Source organism: Streptomyces sp. NPDC051020, from assembly GCF_040683105.1.
Lineage (GTDB): Bacteria > Actinomycetota > Actinomycetes > Streptomycetales > Streptomycetaceae > Streptomyces.
The window spans coordinates 1-25,949 of sequence record NZ_JBFBCG010000089.1; the positions used below are offsets into that span (position 1 = coordinate 1).

26 protein-coding genes and 4 pseudogenes are annotated in these 25,949 nt (G+C 69.4%); 17 read left to right on the forward strand and 13 right to left on the reverse strand.

Translation table 11 applies throughout. The features are described 5' to 3' along the window. A partial coding sequence (locus tag AB0N06_RS32160) for a gamma-glutamyltransferase (RefSeq protein ID WP_366138227.1) occupies positions 1 to 399 on the forward strand: 399 nt, incomplete at its 5' end. Positions 400 to 448: 49 nt separating this feature from the next. Here AB0N06_RS32160 and AB0N06_RS32165 read toward each other — a convergent pair. Both AB0N06_RS32165 and AB0N06_RS32170 read right to left on the reverse strand, forming a co-directional pair. Next, positions 449 to 604, reverse strand: a pseudogene (locus AB0N06_RS32165) (integrase); the annotation flags it as partial. Positions 605 to 770: 166 nt separating this feature from the next. Continuing rightward, on the reverse strand, positions 771 to 2,228 hold the full coding sequence (locus tag AB0N06_RS32170) for an NAD(P)/FAD-dependent oxidoreductase (RefSeq protein WP_366138228.1): 1,458 nt from the start codon (positions 2,226 to 2,228) through the stop codon (positions 771 to 773). Between the two features lie 238 nt (positions 2,229 to 2,466). Here AB0N06_RS32170 and AB0N06_RS32175 point away from each other — a divergent pair. Beyond that, positions 2,467 to 2,598: pseudogene (locus AB0N06_RS32175) on the forward strand (IS110 family transposase); the annotation flags it as partial. 99 nt (positions 2,599 to 2,697) lie between these two features. Here the strand turns inward: AB0N06_RS32175 and AB0N06_RS32180 are convergent. The 3 genes from AB0N06_RS32180 to AB0N06_RS32190 form a co-directional block, all read right to left on the reverse strand. Continuing rightward, positions 2,698 to 4,935 (reverse strand): MMPL family transporter, encoded by a 2,238-nt coding sequence (locus AB0N06_RS32180; RefSeq protein WP_366138229.1) that lies wholly within the window; start codon positions 4,933 to 4,935, stop codon positions 2,698 to 2,700. A gap of 50 nt (positions 4,936 to 4,985) precedes the next feature. After that, positions 4,986 to 5,159 (reverse strand): SDR family oxidoreductase, encoded by a 174-nt coding sequence (locus AB0N06_RS32185; protein ID WP_366138230.1) that lies wholly within the window; start codon positions 5,157 to 5,159, stop codon positions 4,986 to 4,988. Between the two features lie 74 nt (positions 5,160 to 5,233). Further along, positions 5,234 to 5,383 (reverse strand): hypothetical protein, encoded by a 150-nt coding sequence (locus AB0N06_RS32190; RefSeq protein WP_366138231.1) that lies wholly within the window; start codon positions 5,381 to 5,383, stop codon positions 5,234 to 5,236. A gap of 380 nt (positions 5,384 to 5,763) precedes the next feature. Between AB0N06_RS32190 and AB0N06_RS32195 the strand changes: the two genes are divergently transcribed. Then, entirely contained in the window at positions 5,764 to 6,954 is a 1,191-nt protein-coding gene (locus AB0N06_RS32195; RefSeq protein WP_366138232.1) for a histidine kinase, read from the forward strand. Positions 6,955 to 6,966: 12 nt separating this feature from the next. Here AB0N06_RS32195 and AB0N06_RS32200 read toward each other — a convergent pair whose 3' ends face one another. Both AB0N06_RS32200 and AB0N06_RS32205 read right to left on the reverse strand, forming a co-directional pair. Then, a complete protein-coding gene (locus tag AB0N06_RS32200) occupies positions 6,967 to 7,641 on the reverse strand; it encodes a response regulator transcription factor (protein WP_366138233.1) in 675 nt (224 codons plus the stop codon). Positions 7,642 to 7,935: 294 nt separating this feature from the next. Continuing rightward, a pseudogene (locus AB0N06_RS32205) lies at positions 7,936 to 8,238 on the reverse strand (MarR family transcriptional regulator); the annotation flags it as partial. A gap of 2 nt (positions 8,239 to 8,240) precedes the next feature. Here AB0N06_RS32205 and AB0N06_RS32210 point away from each other — a divergent pair. Beyond that, positions 8,241 to 8,784, forward strand: a pseudogene (locus tag AB0N06_RS32210) (EamA family transporter); the annotation flags it as partial. 21 nt (positions 8,785 to 8,805) lie between these two features. On the opposite strand, the gene AB0N06_RS32215 reads toward AB0N06_RS32210, so the two are convergent. Then, on the reverse strand, positions 8,806 to 9,837 hold the full coding sequence (locus tag AB0N06_RS32215) for a LacI family DNA-binding transcriptional regulator (protein ID WP_366138234.1): 1,032 nt from the start codon (positions 9,835 to 9,837) through the stop codon (positions 8,806 to 8,808). Between the two features lie 113 nt (positions 9,838 to 9,950). On the opposite strand from AB0N06_RS32215, the gene AB0N06_RS32220 reads away from it, so the two are divergent. Beyond that, the gene (locus tag AB0N06_RS32220; protein ID WP_366138235.1) at positions 9,951 to 11,843 is read left to right on the forward strand and encodes an amidohydrolase; all 1,893 of its coding nucleotides are present in this window, start codon (positions 9,951 to 9,953) and stop codon (positions 11,841 to 11,843) included. A 295-nt stretch (positions 11,844 to 12,138) separates the two neighbouring features. Here AB0N06_RS32220 and AB0N06_RS32225 read toward each other — a convergent pair whose 3' ends face one another. Continuing rightward, complete coding sequence (locus AB0N06_RS32225; RefSeq protein WP_366138236.1) at positions 12,139 to 12,702, reverse strand: ester cyclase; 564 nt, start codon at positions 12,700 to 12,702, stop codon at positions 12,139 to 12,141. Between the two features lie 35 nt (positions 12,703 to 12,737). Then, the gene (locus AB0N06_RS32230; RefSeq protein WP_366138237.1) at positions 12,738 to 13,298 is read right to left on the reverse strand and encodes an NAD(P)H-dependent oxidoreductase; all 561 of its coding nucleotides are present in this window, start codon (positions 13,296 to 13,298) and stop codon (positions 12,738 to 12,740) included. A gap of 198 nt (positions 13,299 to 13,496) precedes the next feature. Between AB0N06_RS32230 and AB0N06_RS32235 the strand changes: the two genes are divergently transcribed. From AB0N06_RS32235 to AB0N06_RS32245, 3 genes are all read left to right on the forward strand, one after another. Next, positions 13,497 to 13,970 carry a MarR family transcriptional regulator gene (locus tag AB0N06_RS32235; RefSeq protein ID WP_366138238.1) on the forward strand — a complete coding sequence of 158 codons (474 nt, stop codon included), beginning with the start codon at positions 13,497 to 13,499 and terminating at the stop codon, positions 13,968 to 13,970. 235 nt (positions 13,971 to 14,205) lie between these two features. Continuing rightward, on the forward strand, positions 14,206 to 14,823 hold the full coding sequence (locus AB0N06_RS32240; RefSeq protein WP_366138239.1) for a TOPRIM nucleotidyl transferase/hydrolase domain-containing protein: 618 nt from the start codon (positions 14,206 to 14,208) through the stop codon (positions 14,821 to 14,823). A gap of 483 nt (positions 14,824 to 15,306) precedes the next feature. Further along, entirely contained in the window at positions 15,307 to 15,822 is a 516-nt protein-coding gene (locus AB0N06_RS32245; RefSeq protein ID WP_366138240.1) for a GNAT family N-acetyltransferase, read from the forward strand. Between the two features lie 73 nt (positions 15,823 to 15,895). Here AB0N06_RS32245 and AB0N06_RS32250 read toward each other — a convergent pair whose 3' ends face one another. Further along, the gene (locus tag AB0N06_RS32250) at positions 15,896 to 17,401 is read right to left on the reverse strand and encodes an ISL3 family transposase (RefSeq protein ID WP_366138251.1); all 1,506 of its coding nucleotides are present in this window, start codon (positions 17,399 to 17,401) and stop codon (positions 15,896 to 15,898) included. A gap of 133 nt (positions 17,402 to 17,534) precedes the next feature. On the opposite strand from AB0N06_RS32250, the gene istA reads away from it, so the two are divergent. The 5 genes from istA to AB0N06_RS32275 all read left to right on the forward strand — a co-directional run bounded on the left by istA (position 17,535) and on the right by AB0N06_RS32275 (position 21,304). After that, on the forward strand, positions 17,535 to 18,272 hold the full coding sequence (gene istA / locus AB0N06_RS32255) for an IS21 family transposase (protein ID WP_366138241.1): 738 nt from the start codon (positions 17,535 to 17,537) through the stop codon (positions 18,270 to 18,272). Between the two features lie 405 nt (positions 18,273 to 18,677). Beyond that, positions 18,678 to 18,914, forward strand: a complete 237-nt coding sequence (locus AB0N06_RS32260) for a hypothetical protein (protein ID WP_356281453.1) — start codon at positions 18,678 to 18,680, stop codon at positions 18,912 to 18,914. A 193-nt stretch (positions 18,915 to 19,107) separates the two neighbouring features. Beyond that, positions 19,108 to 20,181 (forward strand): tyrosine-type recombinase/integrase, encoded by a 1,074-nt coding sequence (locus tag AB0N06_RS32265; protein ID WP_366138242.1) that lies wholly within the window; start codon positions 19,108 to 19,110, stop codon positions 20,179 to 20,181. Beyond that, the gene (locus AB0N06_RS32270; protein ID WP_366138243.1) at positions 20,178 to 20,498 is read left to right on the forward strand and encodes a helix-turn-helix transcriptional regulator; all 321 of its coding nucleotides are present in this window, start codon (positions 20,178 to 20,180) and stop codon (positions 20,496 to 20,498) included. Before AB0N06_RS32265 ends, AB0N06_RS32270 begins: the two co-directional genes overlap by 4 nt. A 158-nt stretch (positions 20,499 to 20,656) precedes the next feature. Beyond that, a complete protein-coding gene (locus AB0N06_RS32275) occupies positions 20,657 to 21,304 on the forward strand; it encodes a hypothetical protein (protein WP_366138244.1) in 648 nt (215 codons plus the stop codon). A gap of 9 nt (positions 21,305 to 21,313) precedes the next feature. Here the strand turns inward: AB0N06_RS32275 and AB0N06_RS32280 are convergent, their stop codons facing one another. Next, a complete protein-coding gene (locus tag AB0N06_RS32280) occupies positions 21,314 to 22,039 on the reverse strand; it encodes a hypothetical protein (protein ID WP_366138245.1) in 726 nt (241 codons plus the stop codon). A 306-nt stretch (positions 22,040 to 22,345) separates the two neighbouring features. Between AB0N06_RS32280 and AB0N06_RS32285 the strand changes: the two genes are divergently transcribed. Beyond that, positions 22,346 to 22,582, forward strand: coding sequence for a hypothetical protein (locus AB0N06_RS32285; RefSeq protein WP_366138246.1), 237 nt, complete (start codon positions 22,346 to 22,348; stop codon positions 22,580 to 22,582). 22 nt (positions 22,583 to 22,604) lie between these two features. On the opposite strand, the gene AB0N06_RS32290 is transcribed toward AB0N06_RS32285, so the two are convergent. After that, positions 22,605 to 23,540: an AraC family transcriptional regulator gene (locus AB0N06_RS32290; RefSeq protein ID WP_366138247.1), complete on the reverse strand. Its 936-nt coding sequence runs from the start codon at positions 23,538 to 23,540 to the stop codon at positions 22,605 to 22,607. Between the two features lie 87 nt (positions 23,541 to 23,627). On the opposite strand from AB0N06_RS32290, the gene AB0N06_RS32295 reads away from it, so the two are divergent. From AB0N06_RS32295 to AB0N06_RS32305, 3 genes are all read left to right on the forward strand, one after another. Continuing rightward, entirely contained in the window at positions 23,628 to 24,557 is a 930-nt protein-coding gene (locus AB0N06_RS32295) for an NADP-dependent oxidoreductase (protein ID WP_366138248.1), read from the forward strand. A gap of 121 nt (positions 24,558 to 24,678) precedes the next feature. Then, positions 24,679 to 25,215, forward strand: coding sequence for a hypothetical protein (locus AB0N06_RS32300; RefSeq protein ID WP_366138249.1), 537 nt, complete (start codon positions 24,679 to 24,681; stop codon positions 25,213 to 25,215). After that, positions 25,212 to 25,820, forward strand: coding sequence for an ATP-binding protein (locus tag AB0N06_RS32305; RefSeq protein ID WP_366138250.1), 609 nt, complete (start codon positions 25,212 to 25,214; stop codon positions 25,818 to 25,820). The genes AB0N06_RS32300 and AB0N06_RS32305 overlap by 4 nt, the downstream gene beginning before the upstream one ends. Positions 25,821 to 25,949: the final 129 nt, after the last annotated feature.

A 25,949-nucleotide genomic window follows, 5' to 3' on the forward strand; every position in this document is an offset into this window, starting at 1 on the left:
CGCAGCAGCATGTCGCCGACGATCGTGCTGCGGGACGGGAAGCCGGTGATCGCGGTCGGTTCGCCGGGTGGCGCGACCATCATCACCACGGTGCTCCAGACTCTCGTCAACCGTCTCGACCTGGGCATGTCGCTGCCCGATGCGGTCGCCGCTCCGCGGATCTCGCAGCGGAACCGGACCACGACCGACGCCGAACCCGCCTTCCTCGACTCACCCGAGCGCACCGCGCTCGAAGGCCTCGGCCAGCACTTCGTCCTGGCCCCACAGACCTTCACCCCCTCCCCGGAGATCGGAGCGGTGGCCGCACTGGAGTTCCAGCGCGACGGGAAGGTCACGGCGGTCGCCGAACCCAAGCGGCGAGGTGGCGGCTCGGCCATGGTGGTGAACGAGAGCCGTTGACACGGCGAGCGTTGCATCACGCGGGCCCCGCGCAACGCCTCGGGGTGACCTGAGCGCCCGCGTCCTCCAGGTCCATGACCAGATTCTTGGCGGCCTGGACGACCCAGGCGTGGCTGGGGTGCGCGATGGTTCCCAGGACGCGGACCCGGCGGGTGGTGTGCTCGATGACGGCCAGGATGTACTGGCGCTGTCCGGTCAGGGTGCGGGCGACGCCCTCGTGACGCTCAGTGGACGCGCAGGGTGCCTCGCCTGCCACGGCGGGGCGCACTGCGCGGCTCTCGTCCACGCCGGCCTCTCCCGCAGTCGGCCGGCCGGAGCGGCAACCGCGCCCCTCGGCGCCCGTGCTCCGACGCGGGCCCGTTCCCGTCCGCTCAGGTGTGCTCGCGCTGGTAGGCGGCGAGGAGGAAGAGCCAGATCTCGCTGACGGTCGGGAAGCAGGCGATCGCGTGCCGGAGCCGCTTGAGTGGGACCTCTCCGGCGACCGCGACGGTCGCCGAGTGCAGGAGCTCGCTGACTCCGGGGCCGACGAAGGTCACCCCGAGCAGGACTTCCCGGTCGAGGTCGACCACCATCCGTGCGTGGCCGCGGTAGTTGTCGGCGTAGAGATTGGCGCCCTGGGCGGCGTCGAAGTCGAGGTCGACGGTCTTGATGCGGTGGCCGGCCTGGGTCGCCTGCTCGGCGGTCAGGCCCACGGCGGCCGCTTCGGGGTCGGTGAAGAAGACCTGGGGCACGGCGTGCTGGTCGGCGGTGGTGGCGTGGTCTCCCCACGGGCTGTCGTCCACGGGGAGGCCTGCGGCGCGGGCCCCGATGGCGTCGCCGGCGGTCCGCGCTTGGTACTTGCCCTGGTGGGTGAGCAGGGCCCGGTGGTTGACGTCGCCGACGGCGTACAGCCATGTGCCGTCGACCCCGCGGACCAGGCAGGTGGTGTCCACGTCCAGCCACGTGCCGGTGGTGAGGCCGACCGTGTCCAGGCCGATGTCGTCGGTTGCGGGGGTACGGCCGGTGGCGAGCATGACCTCGTCGGCCTGCAGGTCGCTGCCGTCGTCGAGGGTGAGGGTGACGGGCCCAGTGGGGTCCGGGCGGCGCAGGGCGGTGACCTGGGTGCCGATCCGCACGTCCACGCCCGACTCGGTGAGGCTGCGTGCAACGAGCTCGCCCGCAAAGGGTTCCATGCGGGGAATCAGGCGGCGGCGTGCGAGCAGGGTGACCTGGGAGCCCAGGCCCTGCCAGAGGGTGGCCATCTCGATCGCGACTCCGCCTCCTCCGACGATGGCGAGCCGGGCGGGCACGGTGCTGGAGTCGGTGCCGTGCCGGTTCGTCCAGGGCCGGGCCTCGTGGATGCCGGGAATGTCGGGCAGCAGCGGCCGGCTGCCGGTGGCGACGGCCACCGCGTGCCGGGCGGTGAGGGTGAGGCGTGCGCCGTCGTCCCTGGTGACCGTGACACGGCGGGGACCGTCGATGCGGCCGTGGCCGCGGAAGAGGTCGGCGCCGATGGACTTCACCCCCTCGGCCTGTCCGGTGTCGTCCCAGTCGCTGACGTAGTGGTTCCGGCGGGCGAAGACCCGGTCGGTGTCGAGCCGCCCGGTGACGGCCTGCCGGGCACCGTCCACCCGGCGGGCATCGGCGACCGCGATGACCGGCCGCAGCAGCGCCTTGCTGGGCACGCAGGCCCAGTAGGAGCATTCGCCGCCGACCAGTTCACGCTCCACGACGGCCACGGTCAGGCCAGCAGCGCGGGCCCGGTCGGCGACGTTCTGGCCGACCGGACCGGCGCCCAGCACGACTACGTCGTAGGCACCGGTCTCCTGATTATCGCGTGCTTCGCTCATTGCTCCCTCGCGTCTGGTCGGGGCTGCCGGGGCCGCAACCCAGGCTCATGTAACCGTGCGGTGCGCCACGGGCGTCATACCTTGGCCGTAGGAGTCAACAAGAGCGGACATCCATGCCCCTTATGGCCGCCCGCACGCCGTGACCGGCGCCGGGTCCTCCGGCGCCTCCCGTGAGGACCACGGCCGTTCGGGACGGCTCTGATCGGGGTGAGGTTGCCGGCGCTCACGTCCTCTGGCCCTGCTGGAACGATTCGGGTCACCGGCCCGGATCCGCGAAGCAGGCCGACACCGACTGGTCGCGCTGCTGACGCCAAAGGCGTCGAGGATGGCCGAGCGACTGGTCGAAGAGATCTTCACCGCGCTCCCCGACAACGCAGCGAGTGTGCGTGCCGGGCGTCCCCAACCTCACGGGTCAGTACACCCAGGGCGGGCAGCGCACGAGTGGTGTGCTGCCCGCCCTCGTCCTGTGTCAGCGTTGGGTGCTGTAGTCGGGTGCGGGTGCCGTCGGGACCGGGACCGGCGCCGGGTGGTTGGTCAGCTTCTCCCCTTCGATGTCGACGTTGGGCAGGATGCGGTCGATCCAGGCGGGCAGGGACCAGGCGCGCTTGCCGAGCAGTGCGAGGGCGGCGGGCACGATGGTCATGCGGACGATGAAGGCGTCGAGGGCGACGGCGACGGCCAGGCCGAACCCGAGGGCCTTGATGATGGCGTCGTTGGAGCCGATGAATCCGGCGAAGACGGAGATCATGATGAGGGCGGCTGCGGTGATGACCTTGGCGCTGTGCTGGAAGCCGCTGGTGATGGCCTGGCGGGGGTCGGCGCCGTGGACGTATGCCTCGCGGATGCGGGTGACGAGGAAGACCTGGTAGTCCATGGCGAGGCCGAAGACGATGCCGACGGTGAGGATGGGCATCAGGCTCATGATCGGCCCGGTCTGTTCAATGCCGAACAGGTCTGCCAGCCAGCCCCATTGGAAGACGGCCACCAGTGCGCCGAGCGAGGCGAGGACGGAGAGCAGGAAGCCGACGGCCGCCTTCACCGGTACGAGGATGGAACGGAAGACCAGGATCAGCACCAGGACGGCGAGACCGACGACGACCGCGAGGTAGGGCATCAGGGCGGCGGTGAACTTTTCGGAGACGTCGATGTTCAGCGCGGTGGTGCCGGTGACCATGCCGTCGGCGCCGGTGGTGTCCTTGTTGTCCTGAGCCAGGTCGCGGATGTCGCTGACGAGAGTCTTGGTGGCGTCGCTGGACGGCGCGCTCTTGGGGACGACACCAATGATGGCGGTGTCGCCGGCCGGGTTGAACGCAGCGGGTGCCGCGGCGGCCACGTCGTCGAGCTTGCTGATCGCCGTGTGCAGGTCGGCGGCGGCTCGCTTGGCTGTGGCGGGGTCGGAGTCGTTGACGACCACGGTCAGGGGGCCGTTGAAGCCCTCGCCGAAGGACTGCGCCAGCATGTCGTACGCCTTGCGCTGGGTGCTGGAGGTCGGCTGGGAGCTGTCGTCGGGCAGTCCGAGTTCCAGCTTGGTCGCCGGGAGCGCGATCACGACCAGGGCGGCGACGCCGGCCACGAGGGCCCGGACGGGCCGGCGCAGGACCATGGCGGCCCAGCGCTCTCCGAGCGGCTTCCTGCCGGTGCGGGCGGCATCGCCGTGTGAAGCGTCCGCAGTGGTGCCGGCGGCGCGCTTGCGGGCGCGTCCGCGGGCGCGTTCGGGGGCGAAGCCGAGCATGGCCGGCACCAGGGTGATCGCGACCAGGACGGCGACGGCGACGGCTCCGGCGGCGGCGATGCCCATGGCGGTGAGGATGGGCAGGTTGACGACGGCCAGGCCGACCAGGGCGATCATCACGGTCAGCCCGGCGAAGACGACGGCCGATCCGGCGGTGCCGTTGGCCCGGCCGGCCGCCTCGCGGGCGTCGTAGCCGGCGGCGCGTTCGGCGCGGTAGCGGGAGACGATGAACAGGGCGTAGTCGATGCCGACCGCGATGCCCAGCATGGAGGCGAGGGCCGTGGTGCTGCTGTTGAGATCGAAGGTGGCACTCAGCGCGGTGATCGCGGTGGTGCTCACGCCGACCCCGACCAGGGCTGTCAGCAGCGGAAGTCCCGCGGCGACGAGGGAGCCAAGGGTGATGAGCAGGATGACGGCGGCCAGGGCGAAGCCGACGGTTTCGGCGGAATGGCTTGTCTCGGCCGGAGCGAGCGCGTTGCCGGAGACTTCCACGGTGAGCCCGCTGTCCCGGCCGGCCTGCAAGGCGCCCTCGAGCCGGTCGTGGTCACGGTCGGTCAGGTCCTCGGCTGCGTCCCCGTAGGTGACCTGGGCATAGGCGGTGGTGCCGTCCTTGCTGACGGTGCCCCCCGTAAACGGATCGCTGACAGAGGCGACGCGGGAGGAGGAATCCTTCAGGTCCTTCAGCGTCGCGGTCACGTCAGCCCGGTGGTCCTGGCTGGAGATCTTCTCCCCGTCCGGGGCGCGCAGAACGACGCGGGCGCCGGCGCCTTCGGCGTTGGCGGCGGGGAACTTCTCGCTCAGCAGGTCGTTGGCGCGCTGGGCTTCGGTGCCGGGCAGGGTGAAGGCGGAGGATGCGGTGCTGGAGGTGCTGGAGGCGGCGGCGCCCGCGGCGCCCAGGACGACAGCCCAGAGGAGCAGCACCAGCCAGCGCCGCTGGAACGCGGCGCGACCGATCCGGTGCAGGAAGGTAGCCATGGCAGAGGTGAGAACTTTCTGTCGAGTTGGGACGAGGTCGATAGGGCCGGTTACGGGGTGCCGAGCTGCAGGCCGGAGGTCACGGAGGTGATGCCGCCGTCGACGAGGAGGTCGGTGCCGGTGGTGAAGCCGGCCGCCGGGTTGAGGAAGAAGTCGGTCGCGGCGGCGATGTCCTCCGGCGTGCCCAGCCGGGGCACCGGTGACATGCCGATCATGGTGCGCATCGCCTCGCCGTGCCGACCGTCGAGTTCGTGACCGAGGCCGCGTCAAAGACATCGACCGTGCGGGTCGTCATCTGCTAGCCGTCGCCTTTCAGCCGTGCCCCGGCAGCGTGCAGGGTGTCGGGGTCGTAGGCGGCCAGCAGGACGGGCCGGCCAGTGCCGATGCGCCGGGCGATGGCCCGGCCCATGCCGCCCGCGCCGATGACGGCCAGTACCTCGGTGCTCAAGATGTTTCTCTCCGCTCGCGCGTCGAATGGTGGTCATGCGCCGTGGACCGGGGCCAGCCGCTCAACGGCCCGGTCCACGGCGTCGTACCGGCCCGCTTCGTCCCCACGAGCGGCCGGCACGGTGTCCGCCACGGCGCACGGGCTCGCAGCGGACGCCTCCCGGCCCCGCGCGCGCCAGGCGCGCCAGGGCAGGAGAGCACCGTCGACCGGGTGACGGCGCACTGGCCGGCGGCCGGCCTCGGGGGATGTAACCGGCCGCCGTGCTCACCATGATTCCGCCGCGCCGAAAGCCGCGGCGTCAGCCGAAAGTGCTGGTTGCGGGCGGTTGTGTCGGTCTTTCGGCCGACACGGGCAGCCGTCCGCGCTCTTACGCTGAACCCGTGGACTGGCACCTTCCGTTTACTCCGGCCGCAAGACGGCTCCTGACCGCCAGCAGCCTGCTCGCCTTCGCGCTCACGTGGCTGGCGGACATCGCCACGCTCGCCAGCAGCAGCGATCCGTTCGGCTCCCCCACCACCTGGCTGCCGATACTCGTCACCGGGCCGCTGATCGGCCTGGCCGTCCTCGACACGCCCTGGTCACCCCCACTGGGCCGACGCGTCGCGATCGCCGTGGCGGCGTCCCTGGCCCTGACCGCGTGGAGCCGGATCGTGCCACCCACTCTTCACTGGTGGGGAGCGCTGGAGACGCTCGGGCTGTTGTGCTTCGCCGTCCGCACCACCGCCCACCGCACCAGGCCGGCCACCGCCGCTGCCTGGACCGTCGCGGTCAGCGCGGCCGTGCTGCTGCTGCCCCTGCGCATCGGGTCAGGGCAGGTGTTCATCACCGGCGGTTACGTCCTCACCTTCGCCCTGGCCGTCTGCATCGCCATCGGCTGCGCCGTCCGCGCCCTCGAAGCCCGCAGAGAGCGCACCGCCCGCGACGTCCGCCAGGCGGAACGCCTGGCCCTCGCCCGCGATTTGCACGACCTCATCGCCCACCACATGAGCGGCATCATCGTCCAGGCCCACGCCGGACTCGCCATCCACACCAGCGCACCCGACCAGGTCGAACCCATCCTGCGCAACATCGCCCACTCCGGCACCGAGACCCTGGAATCCATGCGCCGGCTGGTACGCGTCCTGCGCGAGGAAAACCACACCGCGGTGCGCCCGGGCGACCTGCTCACCGAACTCGCCGACCTCGTCTCCGCCCACTGCGCCGCCACCGGCCAGGACACCAGCACCGCCACCCTGGAAGCGTCAGCAGCCGCCCGCACTGCCCGCCTCAGCCCCGAAGTCGAGATCTCCGCACTCCGCGCGGTCCAGGAAGCCCTCACCAACATCCGCCGCCACGCCCCCGGCGCACGCACCGTCGTCCGCCTCGACGCCGACCCCGACTGGCTGCTGATCACCGTCACCAACACCCCGCCACCCGGAGCGGCGACACCGGCCGGCGGCCGGGGCGGCTACGGACTGCTGGGGCTCAAAGAACGCATGGAAGCCCTCGACGGCACCCTGCACACCGGCCCGCTCTCCGGCGGCGGCTGGCAGCTCACGGCCGCGCTGCCCCTCACCGCCCCACCGGCCTGACCCACCAGGACCTCACCGGCCGGAACGCACCACCCCGTGCTCCCACGCCCACGCCGCGACCTCCACCCGGTTACGGGCCTGCAGCTTCGTCTGGATCCGGCCCAGATAGGTCTTCACCGTCGACAGCGACAAGAACAGCTCGTCGCAGATCTCCTGGTTCGTACGGCCCACCGCCACCAGCCGAACAATGTCCAGCTCCCGCTCGCTCAGGCCCACACCCTCCGCGCCTCCCGGCGCCGTGCCCCGCTCCGACTCCTCCAGCCGCCTCAGCAGCCGCACCGTCACCGCCGGCGACACCAGCGCATCCCCCCGCGCAGCCGCCTGCACAGCCTCCACCAGCAACCCCGGAGAAGCGTCCTTCAACAAGAACCCGCACGCGCCGTACCGCAGAGCGGTACGCACGTAATCGTCCTGATCGAACGTTGTGATCACCACCACGTTCATCGGATCGGTGACACCCGGACCGGCCAGCTGCCGCACCACTTCAAGCCCGTCCAGCCGCGGCATACGGATATCGGCGAGCACCACCTGCGGACGCAGACGGCGCGCCAGCTCCACACACTCCACACCGTCAACCGCCTCACCCACCACCCGGATCCCCGGCTGGGCCCCCAGGATCAGCCTGAAACCCGCCCTCACCAGCTCCTGGTCATCGGCGATCACCACATCAATCTGCGAACCGAACACCGCCCGTTCCTATCACAGCGGCCGGACAACCCCTGACACCACCGACCGGCCCCATCACCCAGCCACAACCAAAGGCCCGGCCCGGGGCCGCAGCCCATCCCGAAATCGAGGTCATCTGCCGCGACCGCGCGGGCGCCTACGCCGAGGCGGCCGACACCGCCGCACCCCAGGCCCTTCTCAAACGGCAGATGTTCGGCCGCGCCGGCTGTGGCCTCCTGCGCAAGCGGGTCCTGCTCTGCTCCTGAGGACTTCCGTCCGAGCCGCCAAGGCGCTGGTCGCAGCCCCGGGGGCGGGTCACTCGCCGCGGGAAGGACGCGGATGCTCCATGCGGGAGAGCCAGGTCGTGAGCAGCATCTCGAGTGACTCGGCCTCAGTGGGCGTCAGTAGATCCAGCAGGTGGCGTTCGTTGCGCATGTGGTCGGTGAACGCTCGGTCGATCAGTTCACGTCCGGGTTTGGTGAGGGTGACGATCCGGCCGCGCTGGTCGTCGTCGCAACGGCGGCGGGTGACGAGTCCGGCTCGCTCCAGGCGGTCGATTCTCTTCGTCATCGCGCCGGTGGTGACCATGGTGTGCGCGGCGAGCTCACCGGGTGCCCTTCGTCTACGCCGCCTCCCAACTGCTTCCGACAAGCGTCGCCTCGACCGTCATGGCGGTGTCCCCCGCCGACGATGATGCTCATAGCCTGGCCCCTGGTGTCCGAACGGCCCCGGACCGCCCACCTGGCCTGCGCCGCGATCGGACTCGCCGGGGTCTGCCTCATGCTGCTCACCGGGACGGAGGGGGTGAGCGGGCCGGGAGTCCTCGCCTCGACCGCCGCCATGCTGGTGTCGTCCTTCGGGCACATCCTGGCCAAACGGTGGAATGCCGGTGCCGATGTGCTCGCCTCGACCGCCTGGCAGCTAACCGCCGGAGGTCTGTTCCTACTCCCGGTCGCCGCCGCCTTGGAAGGCCCTCCGCCCGCGCTCTCGACGCCGACGCTCCTCGCGTTCGGCTATGTCGCCCTGGTCGCCACCGCGCTGGCCTTCACCGCCTGGTTCACCGGACTGCGGCACCTGCCGGCAGGGACCGTCGGACTGATCGGACTGCTCAACCCCGTCACAGGCGTCCTGCTCGGCACGGCTGTCGCAGGAGAGACGCTGACTGCAACAACCGGCAGGGGCGTGTCACCAACCTCCCGGCCGAGTACAGCCAGGCCGGGCCCGGCGGCGTGAGGAGCGGCGGGGGTGGAGGACCGCCGGGACCGTCAGGGCGCCAGGAGGTGGTGGCGGGGTGGTGGGAGACAGGCGGGAGATCAAGGCCGTCACCGCGGTCTCGGCGATCGTTGCGGGGTGCAGGGTCACGGTGCTCACCGGCGGATCGTTCTCGGCGTAGGCCTGGTCCTCGCTGGCGCAGACGAGGAGGAGGACGTCGGGGATCCGCAGGCCGTGGCGGGCCGCCGCGGCCAGGACCTGGCGGCCGCCGACGTCGTAGACCGTGTAGACAGCGTCGCAGGCGCGGGCGGCGAAGACCGCGTCGAAGCCGTGGCCCGGGGTGTCGTACGGGTCGAAGGTGAGGACCAGTGACGTCCGGCCGTGCTCGTGGCACCACTGCTCGTACGCGCGGGTCACGGCCCGGGTGTAGTGCTCGTCGCCGTACCCGGCGTGCAGGGCGATCCGCCGGGCGCCCGAGGCCGCCAGGTGGCCGAGGACCTCGCGGGTGGTGGCGGTGTGGTCGTTGTCGACCCAGACGTCCCCGGGCCTCGAATCGACGGGCCGGCCGTCGAAGACGAGCGGGATGCCCCGAGCGCGCAGCGCGCGCAGCACCGGGTCGCCCGCGGGGCTGTCGAGGAGCAGCATGCCGTCCACGGTGAGGGCGTGCCAGGCCGTCTCGGCACCGCAGGTGGCGGGAAGGATCGTCAGGGCGTAGCCGTGCGCGTGCGCAGTGGTGACGGCGGCGGTCAGGAGCCGGGCGAAGTACGGGACTTCGAGGAAGTTCCAGGCCGATCCGGCGTAGGTCGTGACGGCCACGCCCAGGGTTCCTCCAGTCCGCGGGGTCCGCGGGGTCCGCCGGGCGCCGTAGCCGAGCGCGGTGGCCACCTCGCGGACCCGGCGGCGCGTGGCATCGGCGAGCCGGCCGGTTCCGTTGAGAGCGTGCGAGACGGTGGCGGTGGAGACCTCCGCGGCGCGGGCGACATCGGCAAGGGTGGGTCCTGACATGGCGCCATCGTATGGATTGCGGTGCGGATTCCGTCGTCCAGGGTGGGTTCTGGTTACGGCGTTAATCAATGAGGGTCCGACCACAGCAACGCAGCCCAACCCTTGGAGTGGTCATGACTTCTTCTTTCGCCCGGCGGACCGTGCTCGCCGCGGGCGCGGCCGGACTGGTGGGTGCCGCGGCCGTCCCCGCAGCCGCCGCGCAGCGGGGCGCCGCACACCGCAGTGCCGCAGCCCTGGTCATCCACAACGCACGGGTGTTCACCGGGCTCCCCGGCGCCCGCCCCGTCGATGCCGTGGCCGTCGGGCGCGACGGCCGGATTCTCGCCACCGGCCGGGGCCGCGCACTGCGCCGCCTCGCCGGACGGGACACCGAGATCGTCGACGCGCGCGGGGCGACCGTGATGAGCGGCATCCACGACGGCCATGTGCACCCGCTCGGCGCGGGCGAGCGTTCACTGCGCCCCTCCCTGGAGGGCGCCGAGACGACCGCCGAACAACTCCTCGCGATCCTCACGGGTTTCCTCAAGGACACACCCGGCCAGGAACCCGACGGCTGGCTGGTGGTCTCGGACTGGAACCCGGTCGGGCTGCTGCCGCAGGGCACCCTGCCCCACCACTCCCTGCTCGACGCCCTGCCCACCCGCCGCCCGATCGCCCTCCTCGGGGCCGACGGCCACAACGCCTGGGTCAACGCCCGCGCCCTTCAGATCGCCGGCATCACCGCGGCGACCCCCGATCCAGTGGGCGGAAAGATCGTGAAGGGGCCGGACGGGAAGCCCAGCGGGGTACTCAAGGACGACGCCCAGGACCTGGTGACCCGCCATATCCCGGAGCCGAGCGAGGCCGAACTGGTCGCCGCCTGCTCCCGGGTCCTCGCCCAGGTGGCGGCCTCAGGGGTGACCACGATGATGGACGCGGCCGTCGGGCAGAGTCAGTTGACGACGTACCAGGCCCTCGCAAAGGCGGGGAAGCTGCCGCAGCGGATCGTCCCCGCGATCAGGATCGACACGGACCTGGCGAAGGACCCGGCAGCGGCGCTCGCCCATGCGCGCGGGCTGCAGCGCGCGTTCCGGGACGTACCGGGGCTGCGGTTCGGGATGATCAAGGTGTTCCTCGACGGGGTGATCGAGTACCCGGCGCAGACCGCGGCGCTCCTGGAGCCCTATCTGGACGGCTCCGGACGCCCGACGGACAACCGGGGCGAGCTGTATGTCTCCGGGCAGGACTACGGGCGGCTGACCGCGGCCTTCAACCGGGCCGGCTGGCAGATGCACGCCCATGGGCTCGGCGACCGCGCGGTGCGCACGGCACTCGACGGGTACGCGTACGCCCGGCGCACGACCGGGCTGCGCGACAACCGGAACACCATCGCACACCTCCAGCTGGTCGACCCGGCGGATCTGGGGCGGTTCGCCGCACTGGACGTGGTGGCCTGCATGCAGCTGCAGTGGGCGGAACAGGACACGTGGACGATGGAGGCCCTCCTTCCGTACATCGGGCCCGAGCGCCACCGCTGGATGTACCCCGCCCGCTCCCTGGAGCGGCACGGCGCCCGCCTCTCGGGCGGTTCGGACTGGCCGGTGGACCCGCTCCAGGTGTGGAACCAGATCCGTACGGCGATCGACCGCACGGGCGCGCAGGGCGACGGTCCGCTCTACCGGGAGCTGGAGGGGCTGAGCCGTACGTCGGCGCTGCGGATGCACACGTACGGCACGGCATGGCAGCTGCGCATGGACCGGCTTACGGGAACCGTCCGCCCCGGGCTGGCGGCGGATCTGATCGTCCTTGACCGTGATGTGACCACATGCCCGGTGGCTGACATCAGCGACACCCGTGTCGAGCTGACCCTGATGGGCGGCCGGGTCGTCCACGACGCGCACTCGTCGGCGGGCCGGGCCGCGGTCGCACGACTCGACCGGGCCGCCACCGCGCCCCGCCCGGCGGCATACGCGGCGGTGCACGGCGGACGACACGGGGCCTGCGGCCACGGAGACGACCGACCGTAGCGGCCCGGCCCCCCGGGTGGCTGCGTCCGGCTCTGCGGGTCCACTCCCGGGCCGGCTTGCGGAAGGCGCCGAAGGCGGCCCCACCTTCCGCCCAGGACCGTGCCCTGACCTGAGGGTGCCAGTGCTGCACCGTCAGGTCAGGGCCGGAGCAGGCCGCGCAGGTGTATGCCGTGCCGGGCCCGCAGACGGCCGATCTCCCAGGCCGCGATGGCGGTGCGCCGCGCCCCGCACCCCGTGCCGAACCAGTGTCGGCATCGGCGCTTTCCCCGCGCGGGGCTGTGCCGATGACGATGCGTCAGACGCTCTCGCCGCGGAGCGCCTGCAGGAACCTGCCGAAATTGCCCTCCGACCAGTGCTCGACGGACTGGCCGCCCACGACGCGGTCGATGGAGATGCCGCTGAGGTGGACCTCACGGCCGGACGGGGGGATTCCCAGGATTGTCCCTGTGTGGACGCCGCCGAGGCTCCAGCGGGTGACCACCTTGGCGCCCTCCGCGATCTGGTCGAACACGTCCAGGCGGTAGCCGGTGAGCGACGCCTTCAGTTCGAGATCGCCCGCGACCCAGGCCGAGCGCTCGTTGGGGCCGTCGAACCCGTGGAGCACGAGGTCCTTCGATACGTACCGCTCGAAGCCGGCGGCCAGGTCCCCGTTGTAGCTGGCGTAGAACGCCGCGGCGACCTGTCGCGGCGAGAGGCGCGAGCCGGAATGGGCACCGTGCGATGCCTGGCTCTGCGCCTCGGCCGGAGTGGCGACGGTGGCGAGGGCTGCGGCGGCGCCGAGGCCGGTGACGGTGCCGATCATCTTGCGCCGGCTGGGGGTGGGGGCGGATGCGGCCTCGGTGGGCTTCTTGACGGTCATGTGAACTCCTGGTGGGTGAGTTGGGAGGCGCGGGGTCAGTGGGAGCGCAGCGGGGCGAGGGCATTGGTCCAGGCGATGACCTGGTCGAGGGTGGCGGTGAGGGCGTCGTGCTGGGCGTCGATGGGTTTGAAGGTGCTGAAGCTCTCGAAGTCGTTGAAGAGGGACAGGGCGACCTGGGAGCGCACGTCGGCCATCTGGAGTTCGCCGGCGATGAGGCGCAGGTGCTCCACGGCGCGGGTGCCGCCGGTCGCGCCGTAGCTGACGAAGCCGACGGCCTTGTTGGCCCACTCGGCGTAGAGGAAGTCGATGGCGTTCTTCAGCGCTCCGGGCACCGAGCGGTTGTACTCGGGGGTGACGATCACGAAGCCGTCGAAGGACGCGATCTTCTCCGCCCAGGCCTGGGTGTGCGGCTGGGCGTACTGGCCCATCGACGGGGGGTAGGCCTCGTCGAGCAGCGGGAGCTTGTGGTCCGCCAGGTCGACGAGTTCGAACTCGGCGTCGGTGCGCTGGGCGGCGATCTCGTGCACCCAGCAGGCGACGGCCTCGCCGTTCCGTCCTGGGCGGGTGCTTCCGAGGATGATGCCGATCTTGGTCATGGTGGTCCTCTCCGAGCTCTTGCCGAGCAGCCCGACATGCGCTTGCCTCGTCAAGTAATTGCTTGACGGGTGAAGTACATCGGAGAATTCCTTGACGCGTCAAGAACCTGAGGGGGGGTGCATCCATGGGGTGTAGAGGCAGGATCGGCCCGCACTCTCCGACAGCTCCTTGACCCGTCAAGGGGTTAAGGTGAGGAAATGCCATCCGACCAGCAGCCGTTGCAGCCCCTCACCCCGAGCGAGGAGACGTTCGTGCGTGAGCTGAGCCGCGTCATGCTGGCCCTGCCACGCGCGGTCGACGCCGACATCGTGCGCAAAGCCGGGCTTCCGCTCTCCGAGTACACGCCCCTGATGCACCTGTCCGAGGCGCCGGGGAAGGCGATGCGGATGAGCGAGCTCGCCGCCGCCTGCAGCATTTCCCTCAGCGGGATGACCCGCGTCGTCACCCGGCTGGAGAAACAGGGCTGGGTCGAGCGCACCAAGTGCGCCCAGGACGGGCGCGGATGGAATGCCGCTCTGACCGACACCGGCCTCGCCCGCCTCGAACAGGCCTGGCCGGCGTTTCTGGTCAGCGTGCGGCGACACCTCGTCGACCACTTCAACGGCCAGGACCTCACCCACCTCACCGCCACGCTCCAACGCGTCGCAACCTCCGATGACGAACGCAGCTGAGCGCGACGGACCTGCCCCCCACGTGCCCGACCGGTAGGGAAGCTGCGGGGAACCAGGGGGAACGACGACGAGGGCGTCAGTGACGCCACGTCAGCATCTGGGCAGGTCGTCCTTGTCCCGCAGAAGCAGTGCAGGAGCCGGGGCTGGAAGTTCGCTCTTCCCCACTTGAAGCCCCCGGACGGCGGCCGACGAAAACTCCGTGTCGCGCCCGCCCGCGCAGGAGAAGAATCGCCCCATGACTGACATGGGAACGTTCCGGGACGAGGTCACCAGCTGGGCGGCGGGCAGCCCCGGTGGGCCGGCGAGTGAGCTGGCCGTGCGACTGCGCGTGCGGACTGCGGTGTTGCTGGAAGGGCCGAGCGACCTCGCGGCCGTTGAGACGCTGGCCGCGCGCTATGGCCGGGACCTGCCCGCCGAGGGGGTGTGCGTCATATCCATGGGCGGAGCGATGAGCGTCGGCCGCTACGCCAGCCTTCTCGGGCCGCAGGGGTTGGGTCTGCGCCTCGCCGGACTGTGCGATGAGGGCGAGCAGCGCTTCTACGACCGCGGTCTTGAGCGGGCCCGCGGGCCGCGCCAAGGGGTCTTCGTGTGTGTGACGGACCTGGAGGACGAACTCATCCGCGCGCTGGGCGTGGCACAGGTTGAGGAGATCGTCCAGGCTGAGGGTGAACTCCCAGCATGGCGGACCTTCGTGCGCCAACCTGCGCAGCAGGGCCGGCCCCCGCAGCAACAGATGCGGCGCTTCCTCGGTACGAAGAAGGGCCGCAAGATCCGCTACGGCCGCCTCCTGGTCGAGGCCCTCGACTCCGAGCGGGTACCGGCTCCCCTCGACAATCTGCTCGCGAGCCTGTGACCGAAGCACTGATCGAGGTCAGCAGCAGCGGCAGGTCCGGCGCCACGAACGCAAGCTCCACAGGATCCGGTCCACAGTCGCGGTGGAAGGCACCAGCAGTGTTGCAAGCGCGTACGTAGACGCCCTCGAAGCCATCGCGAAGATCACCACTTGTCTTGGACGCAACCCGCGCGGACGTCGCGCCAGGACGTGTTTCGAAAGTCCCGCCTGCCGGGCGACGTCTGGCCCGCACACTCGCTGCGTTGTCGGGCCCGCCCCGATACGCCCAGTATCGGGGCGACCCTCCGCCTTGCGATCGCACGCACCAGACGCCGCCTGGCCCGCCCTACGGGCGGACGACGCCACTTTCGAAACACGCCTGTTTGTAAGCACTTCTTTGGGGGTCTGGCTCAAGTTCCGTGCTGCGTCACTGTGTGTAGTCGGTACGGTTGCCCGACCGTAATTCACAGGCGGTCGTGGTGACGGGTCTCGTAGGGTGCCGAGATGTTGACTGTACGAGCTATGACGGAAGCCGATGTCCCGGCGGTGTCGGCGATACGAGTGACTGGCTGGAAGGCCGCGTATGCCGGGATCGTGCCTCAGCCCTTCCTCGATGGCATGACGGTTGAGGCAGATACTCAGCAGCGCCGACAGTACTTCAGAAGGCCGAAGGAGGGCACAACCAACCTGGTAGCGGTCGACGCCCATGGACGAGTCGTGGGTTGGGGTTGCCTCGGGCCCTTCCGCGGAGACCGAACGAGTACGACTATGAGTGAGCTTTACGCTCTGTACGTTCAGCCCTCACTTACTGGGTCCGGAATCGGTCGCACACTCCTCGAAGCCGTGCACGCTCAGGCTCATGCCGATGGCTTCGACCGGGTTCTGTTGTGGGTCCTCACCGGCAACACCACGGCACGCCGCTTCTACGAGCGAGCGGGTTATGTCCCCGACGGTGCTGTCCAGGCTGATGACTACGACGGAGTATCCGTGTCCGAAGTTCGTTACCAGCGCGCCCTGTAGCGTGGAATCGACTGGGTGGGGACTGTAAAACGTTCGGCTCTGTCCCATAATCGGTGGTGACACCGTGTGGTGATCACTGGAGGAGGACGCGGTGGCGGAGCAGGGGGAACCCGGCTCGGCCGTGCATCTGCCTCATGATCCTTTTTGTTCGCGTGTTGACGCCCTCGGTGCGGCCGTTGTGGTGGGGGAGGGTGAGGCCGGCGTCAACCGCGGCGCGGTCGAGTTCGAGGCCGTTGGTGAAGGCATGCAGGTGGGGAAGGTCGCAGGCGCGGACGGCCGTGATCCACTCGGTGAGCTTGGCGTCGTTACCCGGTGTGGGTTTGAGGAGCTCGGCGAACCGTCGGATCAGACGGGCGAGTTCGGTCATTTCGGGGCAGGCGGCGGTGAGTTCCCGCAAGAGCTCGGTGTTCTTGTCACGCAGGTTGTCGGGACGGGTGAGGAGAAGGCGGGCGAGACGACGCGGGGTGATGACCGGCCGGTCGCCTTCGGCCCGGCCTTGGGTGATGTAGCGGTAGAGGAGGTTGAGGCTGCCGGTGTAGCCCAGCTCCTTGATCTCGCGGAAGAGCTGGAGCACGGGGACGGCGGGATCGGCCGTCCGGCGGGTGCGAAGGTGGTCGCGGTAGGGGTCGACGAGGGTCGGCCGGTAGCGCGGGGCCCGGCGCATGGCTTCGGGTTCCCGGGTGCGTGCGTAGCGCTTGACGGTGTTGAGGGCGAGGCCCAGGCGGCGGGCGCATTCGAGCAGGCCGACGCCCTTGCCGAGGAGGTCGTGGACCTGGTGCCACCGTTCACGGGTGGTCTGCTCGCGCACTCCTTCGGGACGGGGCGGGTTGACGGTGGCCCAGCAGGAGCTGTGGGAGCGGACCTCGGCCAGGGCCTTGTCGCAGAGGTTGTGCCACAGGTGCCATCGGTCGCTGACCTGAACAGCGTCGGGCAGGGCCCTGCGTATGGCCTCGCCGTAGGAGGCCGAGCCGTCCCGGCAGACGACCTCGGCGCCGGGATGCTCGCGCAGCCACGTCTCGAGGGTGTTCCCGTTGCGGTCGGGGAGCACGTTGATCCGCTCGCCGGTCTCGGCGTCGATCAGGACGGTGGCGTACCGGTGTCGGCGCTTGAGGGCGAAGTCATCCACGCCGAGGACCCGCGGGACCCGGAGCGGGGGCAGAGGAAGCCGCATGAGCATCCGCAGTGCGGTCGAGCGTGACACCGCGGCGGCCAGAGCGCCGGACAGACGGGCGCCCGCCCGGCCCGCTAACTCCTTGACCACGGATCCGAGTCGGTCGGCGAGGCGATTCGTCCGACGCTGGTAGCGCTCCAGCAGGCCGGGCACCTGCTCACGGAACGTCTGCCGCGGGCAGCCCAGCACCGGGCACACCAGGCGCCGCCCCCTGACCGACACCACCACCCGCCTGCCGTCCACGGGCACGTCCGCCACCGTCCGGTGATGGAAGCCGTGCACCCGCCCGGTCGGCGCCCCGCACACCGGACACGGAACCGGATCATCCCGGGTACGGGCCACCACCCGGACCCGATCACCCTCGTCCGCCACACTCTCGACGACCAGGGCGGACAGACCCGAAAACACCACACCCACAAGGGCGTTGACATCAAGCACACCTCAGCCTGACACGAGGTGACGTACAGCTACCACCGATTACGTGACAGAGCCGTTCGTTTGACAGACCCGTGCCAGATCCTTCTTTGGTCGGGAGGCCGGGATGGGTTTGTCGCGGGCGGAGCTGTATGCCGCGATCCGGAGGGACAAGCGTCTTGATCCGGAGGTGTCGCAGCGGACGTTGGGTGAGAAGTACGGGGTTCATCGCAGGACGGTTCGTCAGGCGTTGAACTCGGCGGTTCCGCCGCCGAGGAAGAAGCCGGCGCCGCGGGCGTCGGTGCTGGACCCGGCCAAGGGCTGGATCGACGCGATGCTGCGGGAGGACCTGGCCGCGCCGCGCAAGCAGAAGCACACCGCCCGCAGGATCTTCCAGCGCCTGGCCCAGGAGCACGGGTTCGACTTGGTGTCCTACTCGACGGTGTCGGACTACGTTGCGCTCCGCCGGCCGCAGATCCAGGTGGAGGACCAGGAGGGACGCCGTCACCTGGCGGGGATGGTACCGCAGGTCCATCTGCCGGGCGAGGAAGCGGAGGTGGACTTCGCGGACGTCTGGGTGCGGCTGGCCGGTGAGGTCACCAAGTGCAACCTGTTCACGCTGCGGATGTCCTATTCGGGCAAGGCCGTCCACCGGGTCTATGCCTCGCAGGCCCAGGAGTCGTTCATGGAGGGCCATGTCGAGGCGTTCAACGTCCTTGGCGGTGTCCCGTCCCGGCACATTCGCTACGACAACCTCAAGCCCGCGGTCAACCGGGTCTGCACCGGCCGCAGCCGGGTGGAGTCGGAGAGGTGGACGTCTTTCCGGTCGCACTACCTGTTGACTGAACTACTGGGGACGTCTTAGCAGGTCAGTGACCCTTTGGCGGGATCGTCGTTGGGCTGGCCGTGGAGTCATCGAGAGACCTGTCGGTCCTGTCCGTGCCCTTGATCGGCGAGCTGGTGGCCACGGACGATCCGTGGGAGCCCTACCGGCTCGTCGGTCCGGAGGGGACGCCGGTTGAGGGAGTCGTTGCCTTCCTGCGGGACCTCCAGGCGGCCGGACGGCCAGCGACAACGGCTCGTTCCTACGGACCACGTGACCTGGGACTCCTTCGAACAGCCCCACCGCAAGACACGCGACTACTCGGGGTTCGGCCCGTTTCGGTTCGACCGCCTTCAATACGCTGACGCCGTGAAGGTCCTGACTGCAGCACTGGGCTCTGACGAGACGTGAGCACATCTCATCGACTCATTACGGGAGGAGGAAGTCGTGTTTGACCACGTCATCGGGCTAAGCCCCGAGGACGCCGCACGCTGGACCGATCTGGTCGAGCAGTCCCGACCAGTCCTTGAGAGCGACGGAATGGAGGCTGTCCAGACCCTCCTGGCCGAGCGCGGTATGAGCATCATCCAGGCGATCGCAATCACCCGGGCGCTACTTGGGAATGCCGAGACACCGCTTCGAGTCGCCATCGACATCGTGGCCACAAGCAAGGCCCGACAATAAGTTCAGAGAATATGTCCATGTTCCCGTGGGTTCCCGTCGCACCCCGACCACGCCAGCGAGCTCGGTGGCTGCTTGATCTGGGGCTTTTGGTCTCCTGGACACGATCGGGTGATTGCTGCTCGTTTCTCAGAAATCCTGAAGTCTCCTCAGCTGTCATGTCGGAGTCGTGGGATAGCTGAAGAGGAGGAACGGGATGGCACTGGCCGTCGTACGCGATCTGCGGCCGGGGCTTCGGTTGGAGACTTCGGAGGAGGCCACGGCCTTCGAGCAGGATCTGCTGGCTGAGTTCGTCCTCGCCCGGGCCTCTGCCGGAGTCCTCGACGACACCATCCGCGGCGACGTTGGCCCCATTCTTGGCCTGCGCGAATGGTTCGGCCGGCCTCTGTGGGAGATGGAGGCCCACGACCTCGACCGGTACTTCGGGCGGCACCGTCGCGACTCAGCCTCTGGCACTAAAGTTCGCCAGGCCGCGGCCTTCGCCGTGTTCTTCGAGTTCCTCGAACTACGGCATAAGGCCGCCATCCACGCGGCCACCGGCTTCGTCGTCGAATCCCCGCTGGACGAAATGAACCGACCCCGCGGCGGCACCTCCGCGAGGCTGCGGATCCCGCCGCCAGAAGCCGAGGTCACGACGCTCTTCAGTGGTTGGCGGTACGACATGGAAGAGGCACGCAAGTACGCTCCGGCCGCCCGGAACTACACCGCCTCGCGGCTGGCCAGCCTCATCGGTCCAAGGATCTCGGAACTGTGCCTGCTGCGAATCGGCGACGTTCGCTGGGACTTGGGGCGGTTCGGAAAAGTCCTCCTCAGGGGCAAGGGCAGCCAAGGCCGTGGCAAGAAGGAACGGCTCGTCCCGCTCATCAACGGCTCCCGTGACCTGCTGGAATGGTGGGTGACGGGGCCGCGCTGGGAGTTCGATGACAAGGTCAACGACCCCCTTGCCCCGCTGTTTCCCTCGGAACGCAGATACGGCGACGGCTCCAGCAGGGCCGTGACCGACGACGCTCTGAGGACCGGGCTCGCCGAGGCGGTCGCCCGGCACCATCCTCACCAGGCCGGGCAGCTCACGCCGCATGTGCTGCGACACTTCGCCGCTTCCGACCTCTACCGCAACGGCATGGACGTCGTTGCCATCCAAGAGATCCTCGGACATGAATGGCTCAACACGACCATGATCTACGTGCACGTCGAAAAGTCCCACGTCGAAGATGCCTGGATCCGAGCGGGGCAACGTGCCACGGCACGATTCGGAGGAACACGCCGATGAAGTGGAACCTGCGGATGGTCGCCGCACAGCGCGACATTTGGAAGGCATCCGAGCTCCAACGGATGCTGGCAGACGCCGGATTGGTGATCTCGGCCGGCAAGATGTCCCACCTGTGGTCCGGACGGCCGCTGACCGTCCGCCTGGCCGACCTCGACATCATCTGTGAGGTGCTGGACTGCACGACCTCCGATCTTCTCGTCCCGGAGAAGGCCAGCGTCCGGCAGGAGACCACGACCCTGGAGGCGGAGAAGCAGGTCGTCGGCGGCAGCCCGATCATGCACCAGCGCCGACCGGGTCGCTCGGGGCCGCCGCTATGAACACGCCCGTCCGGCGATCACGTCCCTGGGCCACCCGCAGCTGCCGGGACTGCTTTGGTTGGGGCTGGATCGATCGCCCCCGCTGCAAAGCATGCTGGGGCTTCACCTCGAAAGCCAACAGCAGCTACTGCGACGTCTGCACACGCGAGGTCGCCGCAATGGACGGGATCTGCCGCCTCTGCCGCCGCCAGGCCAGCCTGATCGCTGGACCGGACAACAAAACCCGCGTCGACCTGACAGTAGCCGCTCGCACAGGACACCAGCTCTTCATCATCGGCACCCTGCGACCGCGCGGCGGCCCCCAGCCGCAGCCTGCGCCGACGGAGCCACGGGCACCGCGGCCGCATTGTGTTCCGGCACGCTGGACGGAACTGTTGCTGTTCGAGACGCCACGCGAGCTTCGCGGCGTCAGCAGCAAGGTCGAGCACGTGGACCTGCCGGGACGGCGACTCGACCCCGAGGGCTTGAATCGTCCCCTGGACGACTACACCGCTGAGGCGATCACCGAGTACCTCGCCTATCGCCACCGGCGATGGCCGAACAGCACCAACCCACATCTGCTGGTCACCAGGAACACCGCCACCACCGCGACGGCTGTGGGCACGTTCTGGATGGACAAGTTGGTCAAGAGATTGCCCGTGGGCGTCGACCAGCTGAGGCAGGACCGCATCCTCGAAGAAGCCCTTGCCAACGGCGCCGACCCCCTCCACCTTGCACACGTCTTCTCCCTCGGGGCCAAGGCCAGCCTCCGCTACAGCAGCGCAGTGGCCGAATCGGAAGCGGAGCGGGAACCAAACACCCGCTGATCTTGAGCTTTACTCCACAGGGAGCCGTCGCCGGCCCTCCGGGGTGAAGGTGAAGGTCTGGCGGAAGGGACCTGTTCCGAAGCGCACTGCAAGCAGGAGAGGTTCCTCGTGCTCAGGTGGCCATGATCGCTCGGCACCCAGAGCACTGCCGTTCCAGAGATCGAAGGACACCATCGATTCCTCCGGGTTCTCCGTCAGGTAGCCGAGGGTCTTGCCGTAGTAGGGGTTGTTGCCGCCGAACAGTATGGACGGGGTACCGAACTCGTCGACGACGTCCGACCACACGCGGTCCTCACCCGCCCACTGGCGGACCGCACCCTGCAGGACTGCGTATTCCTCAGAGTCCAGTACGCGGTCAGGCTTGAGCCAGCCACGCTGGTGCGCGAACTCGGCATACACCGAGGCAATGACGTACTCGTGACAGCGGTCCGGGACCAGGTCGCGGAACATGCCCGCGAGGCCGGTGGAGGACGAGGCGCCGCGATCGTTCCAGATGCGTCGCTGGTCGGCCAATGCCTCGGGCTGGCACTCTACGAACAGCAAGTGATCCATCAGCATGCGGAAGGCCAGCTCCTTCCCATACATTCCGGGACGGCGCAAGGCCAGGTTCAACTGATCGACAAGATACACACGTATCTCGTCGGAGGCTGCAAGCGATCTGGAAGTAGGCACACCAAAGTCTCGCGCAAATGCCGGCGAATCGCGATCATGGGCCGACGCCCAGCCGTTCTCCACCTGAGGCGGCTCCAGGCCCTTCGCTCACTCCCGTCAACTGTGGCAACCGGCCCCTTCGACGCAGTAGAACCACCTTCGAGCCCCTGAGTTCGCGCTAAGGAGCCCTCAGATTTCCTGAACCCACGGAAGATCGAGTTCGACGCGTTCTGCTGCATCCCGGGCCAGGAGGGCGCCCACGAGAAGGGCGGGGCCGAGCAGGAGGGCGGCCGGTTCCGGCGCACGCATCTGGTCCCTGTTCCCAACGTCGTCTCGCCGGAGGCCCTGAACGACCGGCTGCGGGAGATCGACGCCCAGGAGGACGAGCGGATGCTGGCCGGGCGGCTGACCAGCGTCGGATTCAACTTCGTCTCCGAAACCGATCTCCTGCTGCCGCTGCCGTTCGAGGAGTTCGAGTGCGGCATCACACTGACGCCGAAGGTCGACCGCAGCAGCCGGATCACCGTCCGCCAGTGCCACTATTCGGTCCCGGCCCGCTTCATCGGCGAGAACGTGCGGGTCCTGCTGTCGGCGTACACCCGAATATGCCCAGTCGTGTACAGGTGAACGTACCCACTTGCAGGCCGATTCAGCTCCTTCGCCTGTATGCGCCGGGGGCCAGCCCGTGCGTTCGCTTGAACGCGCTGGCGAAGGCGAACTCGGAGGTGTAGCCCACCTGGGCGGCGATGGATCTCAAGGGCACTTCCGTCGCCCGTAGTAGGCGGGCTGCCGTGGTCATTCGCCACCAGGTCAGGTAGCCGAGGGGCGGTTGCCCGATCATTGAGGAGAAGCGCCTGGCGAACGCTGCCCGGGAAAGGCCCGCTTCCGTGGCGAGTTTCGCCACGGTCCAGGGCGCTGCCGGGTCCCGATGGACGGCGTGGAGGGCAGCGGTGACCGCCGGGTCGTTGAGGGCTGCGGCCCAGCCGGTGGTGCTGCCACGAGTGGGCTGTTCGGCAAGCCAGATACGCAGGATGTACATCAGGAGCGTGTCCAGGAGAGCGGGGACGGTGGCGCTGGTACCCAGGCGCGGATGGCCCACCTCGACGGCCAGGAGTTGCACTGCCGCGTGCAGCTCGCGGTGGCGGCTTGGGTCGGCCCGCAGGTGAATCGAGTCCGGCAGGGTCAGCAGCAGGGGGTGGGTCCGGGACGGGTCGAGCTGGTAGGCGCCGCAGAGCACCGCGGTGACCGGACCGCCCTCGCCGAACCGGTCGACGCTGTCCGAGACGTAGGACGCAGGCAGTTCGGGACCGTCAGGGACACAGGCAGGGTCAGTCACCGCGGTTGCCGGGTCGTCGGCCAGCGTGTGCCCGCTACCGTGTGGCATGAACAGCACATCCCCCGCACCCAGTTGAACCGGCACCGCGTGTGGGGACAGGAGCCAGCAGGAGCCCTCCAGGACCACCTGGAAGCCTGCCGACCCGGGCACGGAGGCGAACTGCTGTCCCCAGGGCGCATGCCATCGCACGTAAGCCGACCGGGGCCGACCGGTCCGCGCCACCGTGATCACATCGCTGAGCACATCCATTCGGCGAGCCTACGCACGAGACGTACGCGCATGAACACGGCACCCTGAAACATGGATCGTCTCCATGGACATCCGTAGGTTCGCTGCATGAAGATGAAGACCGCGCGTATCCACGCGTTCGGCGACGCGTCCGTGATCCGCTACGACGACGTCCCCCAGCCTCGACCCGCTTTTGGTGAAGTGCTTATCCACATCGCGGCAACTTCGTTCAATCCCACCGAGGCCGCATTGCGCGCCGGACTGCTGCAGGCGTTCCTCCCCGTGGATCTCCCCTACACACTGGGCTGGGACGTCTCCGGCACGGTCGCCGCGATCGGCCCCGGGACCGAGGGGCTCGCCGTCGGCGACCGGGTCGTCGGGTGGCTGGAGGGTACGGGCGCGGCTGCCGAATACGTTTCGGCGCCGGGCGCAGTGCTGGTCTCGGCGCCGACATCCGTTCCTCTCACACACGCCGCGGCCCTGCCCTTGGCCGGCCTGACAGCCTGGCAGGCTGTGTTCGAACATGGGAAGGTGAGCGCCGGCCAGCGGGTGTTGGTCAACGGTGCGGGGGGAGGAATCGGCGGCTTTGTGACACAGCTTGCCAAGCATGCCGGGGCCGAGGTGATCGCCACGGCCAGCGCCCGCAGCACCCAGGCTGTCTGGCGGCATGGGGCGGACCACGTGATCGACTACACCGCCTTGCCGATCGCATCTGCGCTCGACGGCCCAGTGGACACTCTGCTCAATCTCGTTCCGCTGAGCCCGCACGATGCCGCGACACTGGCACCTGCGGTACGGCCGGGTGGGCGAATCGTTTCGATCGCAACCACCATCGAGCCGCCTGCCGACGCCGGGGTGAGTGCGACGCACATGGTCGCCCGCAACGATGTGGCACACCTGGCGGCGCTTGTGGAACTCGTCGACGCGGGTGAGGTCACCCTCGACATCAGCGCGTTGCACCCGCTGGCCGACCTCGCGGACCTTCACCGCCTCAGTGAAGCCGGACGGATCCGAGGCAAGGTCGTCATCGTTCCCTGAGGCCGGCGGGCGCACCCTGGTGCCGGCTCCGGCACCCACGACTCGGTGGGCACGTTCATGTGTACGCGGCTGAGTACTTTGGCGGGTACGCCGACACCTGCTGCAGGGCAACGAGCTGCTGGTGTTCGAGAAACGGGAGGTCGCCGCCCGTCATCCCCGGCTGACCCGGCGCGGAAAGTTCCGCGACGAGCTGGACCACTACCTGGAGATCCTGCTGGCCAAGCCGGGGGCCATGGCCGGTTCGACCGCGCTGGTCACCGCCCGGGAGAACGGCTCGTTCACCGAAGTGCACGAGGCTTTCTGGGCGGCGGCCCGGTCGGCGCATGGGGACGCGGCCGGGACCCAGGCTCTGATCGAGGCCCTGCTGTTGCACCGGCGCATGCCCGCGGCCGCCGTCCAGCAGGGCATGGCCGCCGCGATCCGGGCGGGCGCCACCACCGCGGACGTCGTCGCCGTCGAGGCCCGCAAGGCGGCCGCACTGGTCCCCGAACCGGCCGAGGACAGCGACGAGCAGAGTGAGCCGCCGCCCTGGGCGGAGCCCAGCGGGGTGGTCTCCCTGACTGCCCGCAGGGCCCAGCTGCCCGAGGACAAAAGGCCGTTGCCGACGGTCTCGCACTACGACCAGCTGCTGAAACGCCAACCGAAGGGCACCGCATGACCACGACCGAGACCACCGCCCAGATTCCTTCGCCCCGCCGCGACACCGGGCCCGAGGAGGCGGTCGACACCGCGATCGACGAGGCTTGCCGCACGCTCCACCTGCCCACGATCCGCAGCCGGGTCCAGGACATGGCCGGCGAGGCGATGCGCCAGCGCTCCAGCTACAAGGACTTCCTGGCCGACCTGCTGGAGGCCGAGTGCGCCGAGCGCGAGGAGAGGCGCAAGCTGCGGCTGGTCAGGGAAGCGAACTTCCCCCGGCCCAAGCGGCTGGAGGACTTCGACTTCGAGGAGAACCCCAACGTCACCCCCGAGCTCGTCGGCACCCTGTCGGACCCGGCCTGGGTCAGGGCGGGCCAGCCGCTCTGCCTGATCGGTGACTCCGGCACCGGCAAGTCCCACCTGCTGATCGGGATCGGCACCGCCATGGCCGAGGCCGGACTGAAGGTCCGCTACACAACCACGGTCAACCTGGTCAACGAGCTGGCCGAGGCCGCTGACGAGAAGAAGCTCTCACGGACCATCGCCCGCTACGGGCGCGTCGATCTGCTCTGCCTGGACCTATGCCGAGACCGCGACTATGCCGAGTGGGCAGGCTCCGCCTGAGGCTGTGGCTCCGACGGCGGCTGTTCCGTTCTGCATAGTCGCGATGCCGGACAGGGCTGAGAGAGATCCCGGAGCCGGTCCTCCCGGCGTCCCTTGCCGCGGACGACGATCTCGCCGCATCGCCAGTCG

What these genes read in the sequence shown, in the direction of transcription:
- AB0N06_RS32215 (WP_366138234.1), bottom strand. Translation starts at nt 9,837, where the DNA reads ATGTCAGGACCCACCCTTGCCGATGTCGCCCGCGCCGCGGAGGTCTCC.
- AB0N06_RS32220 (WP_366138235.1), top strand. Translation starts at nt 9,951, where the DNA reads ATGACTTCTTCTTTCGCCCGGCGGACCGTGCTCGCCGCGGGCGCGGCC.
- AB0N06_RS32225 (WP_366138236.1), bottom strand. Translation starts at nt 12,702, where the DNA reads ATGACCGTCAAGAAGCCCACCGAGGCCGCATCCGCCCCCACCCCCAGC.
- AB0N06_RS32265 (WP_366138242.1), top strand. Translation starts at nt 19,108, where the DNA reads ATGGCACTGGCCGTCGTACGCGATCTGCGGCCGGGGCTTCGGTTGGAG.
- AB0N06_RS32245 (WP_366138240.1), top strand. Translation starts at nt 15,307, where the DNA reads ATGTTGACTGTACGAGCTATGACGGAAGCCGATGTCCCGGCGGTGTCG.
- AB0N06_RS32235 (WP_366138238.1), top strand. Translation starts at nt 13,497, where the DNA reads ATGCCATCCGACCAGCAGCCGTTGCAGCCCCTCACCCCGAGCGAGGAG.
- AB0N06_RS32170 (WP_366138228.1), bottom strand. Translation starts at nt 2,228, where the DNA reads ATGAGCGAAGCACGCGATAATCAGGAGACCGGTGCCTACGACGTAGTC.
- AB0N06_RS32230 (WP_366138237.1), bottom strand. Translation starts at nt 13,298, where the DNA reads ATGACCAAGATCGGCATCATCCTCGGAAGCACCCGCCCAGGACGGAAC.
- AB0N06_RS32180 (WP_366138229.1), bottom strand. Translation starts at nt 4,935, where the DNA reads ATGGCTACCTTCCTGCACCGGATCGGTCGCGCCGCGTTCCAGCGGCGC.
- AB0N06_RS32270 (WP_366138243.1), top strand. Translation starts at nt 20,178, where the DNA reads ATGAAGTGGAACCTGCGGATGGTCGCCGCACAGCGCGACATTTGGAAG.
- AB0N06_RS32290 (WP_366138247.1), bottom strand. Translation starts at nt 23,540, where the DNA reads ATGGATGTGCTCAGCGATGTGATCACGGTGGCGCGGACCGGTCGGCCC.
- istA (WP_366138241.1), top strand. Translation starts at nt 17,535, where the DNA reads ATGGGTTTGTCGCGGGCGGAGCTGTATGCCGCGATCCGGAGGGACAAG.
- AB0N06_RS32295 (WP_366138248.1), top strand. Translation starts at nt 23,628, where the DNA reads ATGAAGATGAAGACCGCGCGTATCCACGCGTTCGGCGACGCGTCCGTG.
- AB0N06_RS32240 (WP_366138239.1), top strand. Translation starts at nt 14,206, where the DNA reads ATGACTGACATGGGAACGTTCCGGGACGAGGTCACCAGCTGGGCGGCG.
- AB0N06_RS32185 (WP_366138230.1), bottom strand. Translation starts at nt 5,159, where the DNA reads ATGCGCACCATGATCGGCATGTCACCGGTGCCCCGGCTGGGCACGCCG.
- AB0N06_RS32305 (WP_366138250.1), top strand. Translation starts at nt 25,212, where the DNA reads ATGACCACGACCGAGACCACCGCCCAGATTCCTTCGCCCCGCCGCGAC.
- AB0N06_RS32285 (WP_366138246.1), top strand. Translation starts at nt 22,346, where the DNA reads ATGCTGGCCGGGCGGCTGACCAGCGTCGGATTCAACTTCGTCTCCGAA.
- AB0N06_RS32275 (WP_366138244.1), top strand. Translation starts at nt 20,657, where the DNA reads ATGGACGGGATCTGCCGCCTCTGCCGCCGCCAGGCCAGCCTGATCGCT.